This is a genomic window from Kistimonas scapharcae (genome assembly GCF_039540975.1).
Lineage (GTDB): Bacteria > Pseudomonadota > Gammaproteobacteria > Pseudomonadales > Endozoicomonadaceae > Kistimonas > Kistimonas scapharcae.
Genome location: NZ_BAABFL010000301.1, coordinates 1 through 3,111, shown reverse-complemented (window position 1 = coordinate 3,111; position 3,111 = coordinate 1). Strand labels below are relative to the sequence as shown.

At 49.4% G+C, this 3,111-nt stretch carries 3 protein-coding genes; all 3 read left to right on the top strand.

Features of this window, described 5'->3' with window-relative positions:
* Window positions 1-208: 208 nt before the first annotated feature.
* From ABD892_RS11315 to ABD892_RS11305, 3 genes are read left to right on the top strand one after another with little or no spacing between them, the layout of a single operon-like run.
* Window positions 209-874 (top strand): TIGR00266 family protein, encoded by a 666-nt coding sequence (locus ABD892_RS11315; protein ID WP_345195768.1) that lies wholly within the window; start codon window positions 209-211, stop codon window positions 872-874.
* Between the two features lie 4 nt (window positions 875-878).
* A complete protein-coding gene (locus tag ABD892_RS11310; RefSeq protein WP_345195767.1) occupies window positions 879-1,559 on the top strand; it encodes a TIGR00266 family protein in 681 nt (226 codons plus the stop codon).
* 12 nt (window positions 1,560-1,571) lie between these two features.
* The gene (locus tag ABD892_RS11305; protein ID WP_345195765.1) at window positions 1,572-2,264 is read left to right on the top strand and encodes a TIGR00266 family protein; all 693 of its coding nucleotides are present in this window, start codon (window positions 1,572-1,574) and stop codon (window positions 2,262-2,264) included.
* Window positions 2,265-3,111: the final 847 nt, after the last annotated feature.

Here is a 3,111-nt window from a genome sequence, read left to right as displayed (position 1 = left end):
TGAAAGCATGAGCGGTAGCAACATACTGCGGATTTTCAGGCTTGGTTCAAGGCTTTCAATGAAACGTCAACAGCCCCTAAAGTCTAATAAATCTTTGGCAATGGATGCTGCTTTCTCGTGATGAAATCAATGACAGTACAGCGGAAGCTGCCATATCATGCTTTGCATTCACTCGTTGAACGGTGTGACTGGAAGGAGCGACACAACCATGCACACAGAGATTAAGGGAGCGCCAGCCTTTGCCCATCTGGCGGTTGTGTTGGCGCCTGGCGAGCGTGTGATCGCTGAATCGGGTGCCATGTCGAGCATGGATGCCGAGCTTGCGTTGAAAGCAAGGATGAATGGTAATCCCTTCAGTGCGTTGATGCGTAAATGGCTGGGCGGGGAAACGTTTTTTCTCAGTGCGTTCAGTAATCCCGGCAGTGACAATCAACGTCTGGTGCTGGCGCGGACGACACCGGGCGATATTCGTGAGGTGTCGCTTAGTGATGAATGTCTGTATCTTCAGGCAGGCGCTTTTCTTGCCTGTACCGACAGTATCAAGATCGGGCTTAAATGGGCGGGGTTTACGTCCTTTCTGGCGCGGGAAGGACTGTTCAAAATCGCAGTGAGTGGTACCGGACGAGTCTGGTACGGTGCCTATGGCGCGCTGTTGGAAAAAGACGTCGATGGTGAAATGATTGTCGACAGTGGTCATTTGGTAGCCTACGGGCCAGGGATAAAACTGAAGTTACGCCTTGCCGGTGGGCTGTTTTCCAGTTTCTTTGGTGGTGAAGGGTTGGTAATGCGGGTTGTTGGCAAGGGCCGGATTACACTGCAAACCCGAAGCCTGGGCGGACTGGCCGGCTGGCTGAATCCAAAACTCCGGGGATAATGCTATGGATGTTGTATTGCAACATGGGCCCGGGAATGCCGTTGCGCGGCTGATGCTGTCGCCGGGAGAAACCTGTACCGCAGAAGCCGGCGCCATGATTGCCATGAGTGGCAATATGGCAGTGACGACCACTACCCATAAGAAAGGGCAAGCTGGCCTGTTCAAAGCAATGAAGCGGATGGTGGCCGGTGAATCCTTTTTTCTGAATCACTTTGAGCCACAACAGACGACCGGTGAAGTCTGGCTGGGGACAACGCTCTCAGGTGATATGCTTTCGCTGGATCTGGACAGTGGGCTGGTTGTACAGGCGGGTTCCTTTGTCGCCTGTGAGCACTCGGTTGACATGGATCTCGGTTGGCAGGGCATTAAAAACCTGATGTCTGGTGAAAGCCTGTTCTGGCTGCATATGTCTGGCAGGGGCAAGCTGGTACTCGGTGCCTTTGGTTCCATTTATCCGATTGATGTCGATGGGGAGACATTGGTGGATACCGGTCATATTGTCGCATTTGATGATTCCCTGGATTTCTCGTTAAGCAAGGCCGGTGGCAGTTGGCTGCATTCCTGGCTGGGGGGGGAAGGTCTGGTCTGCCGGTTTAAAGGGCGTGGCCGGGTCTGGTGTCAGTCGCACAGTCCATCAGGGTTTGGTCATCGCCTGACACCCCTGTTACGGCCAAGAAAAGCCTGAGGAAGACGACTTATGTCAGTAGAAAAGATGCAGGGCTATCCATTTGCCCTTACCGGCCAACCGGATTACAGCTTCCTGACCGTACAGGTACCAGCCAATGAAACACTGAAGGTTGAAGCCTCTGCCATGGCGACAATGGACAGCCATATGCGGATGAAGACCAGGCTTCGGGGTGGCATAGGACGGTTGATGACCGGTGAATCCCTGTTTATTAACGAATACACGGCGGCAGACGCCAGCGGTGAAATCGGGATTGCACCCGGTTCACCGGGTGATATGGCCCACGTGTTTCTCAATGATGAATCGATCTATCTGCAGAGCGCCGCTTTTGTGGCCGCCACTTCAGGGGTTGATATTGAGACAAAATGGCAGGGGCTGACTCGAGGTTTTTTCTCCGGGGAATCGCTCTTTTTGATCCGTTGTCGTGGGCAGGGTGATCTTTGGTTCAACACCTATGGGGCGATGATTGAGCGGGATGTCACGGAGGATTATGTGGTCGATACTGGCCATATCGTTGCCTTTACCGACGGGCTTGATTACGAGATCAGTAAACCGAGCGGCTATAAATCCCTGTTTTTCTCAGGTGAAGGGTTTGTGTGTCGCTTTTCCGGGCAGGGAAAGATTTGGATACAGACCCGTCAAGCGAGCGCCCTGGCTGCCTGGGCAGAACCGTTCAGGCGAATAATCAAGCAGAAAAAGGACTGATCTGAAATATTCAGACATGGTCCTTAGTCACTACCATTCAAAGGTCGGCAAGAGACCTTTCAGGTATTTGGTAGAAAAATAATCAAGGCTTCTAAATCGCAGGGGCCTTGGTTCAACGAATAAATGCGAACGATAAAAGTGTTAGCAGATAGGTGATCAGATCGCCTATATCACTAGCCAATGGCCTGCGGAGAGGCTCCATTTCACCCTTGCCCCACTCTTTGCGCATCTTTTGATACTCTCTGTAGAGTAACTGGTCATCAAAGAACGAATAAAATCAGCATAAATAACATTTTGTTCTCGAAATATAGAGATGGATTAATGACTGAGACAGTGTGTGAACACAATGTTATGGAATAATTTTGTACTCTTTGGAAACCGAAACCTATTTGTTTTTCTTGATTCTCATTGTTAATTTTCCTGAGTGGATTGTCATGAGCTTTTTTCCATTTAATGGACTAAATCCTTGTGTTTATTAAATTGTTAATTCCGAGGTTGATTATGGCAGCTAGTACACGTTTTGTTGATATGGGGACAATTCCTTTCACAGGTACACAACATCCTTCATCATTGAGTAGCACGAGAGAGTGCTCTGCAGAGGTTGATCCACTTATTCCTAGAGATAGAGAAGGTACTGTTAGCCAGCTTCTAGATGGTTTTGCAAAAAGATGTATACGCCCTGTTCGTCAATCAAAATTAAGGATGCCAGAGAAGTTATCGAAACTGTACGACTTAGTATCCTGTAATCTTGGGCCTATGAAAATATTGTAAGTACTCAAAAACTCCTGTGCAGACCACATGGCAGCCAGCATGAGGCGTATTCGATAATATTTGCCAGTCTCGGAAT

Bases quoted from the DNA above. Each gene is read 5' to 3' on its own strand.
- ABD892_RS11310 (WP_345195767.1), top strand. From the start codon at position 879: ATGGATGTTGTATTGCAACATGGGCCCGGGAATGCCGTTGCGCGGCTG.
- ABD892_RS11305 (WP_345195765.1), top strand. From the start codon at position 1,572: ATGTCAGTAGAAAAGATGCAGGGCTATCCATTTGCCCTTACCGGCCAA.
- ABD892_RS11315 (WP_345195768.1), top strand. From the start codon at position 209: ATGCACACAGAGATTAAGGGAGCGCCAGCCTTTGCCCATCTGGCGGTT.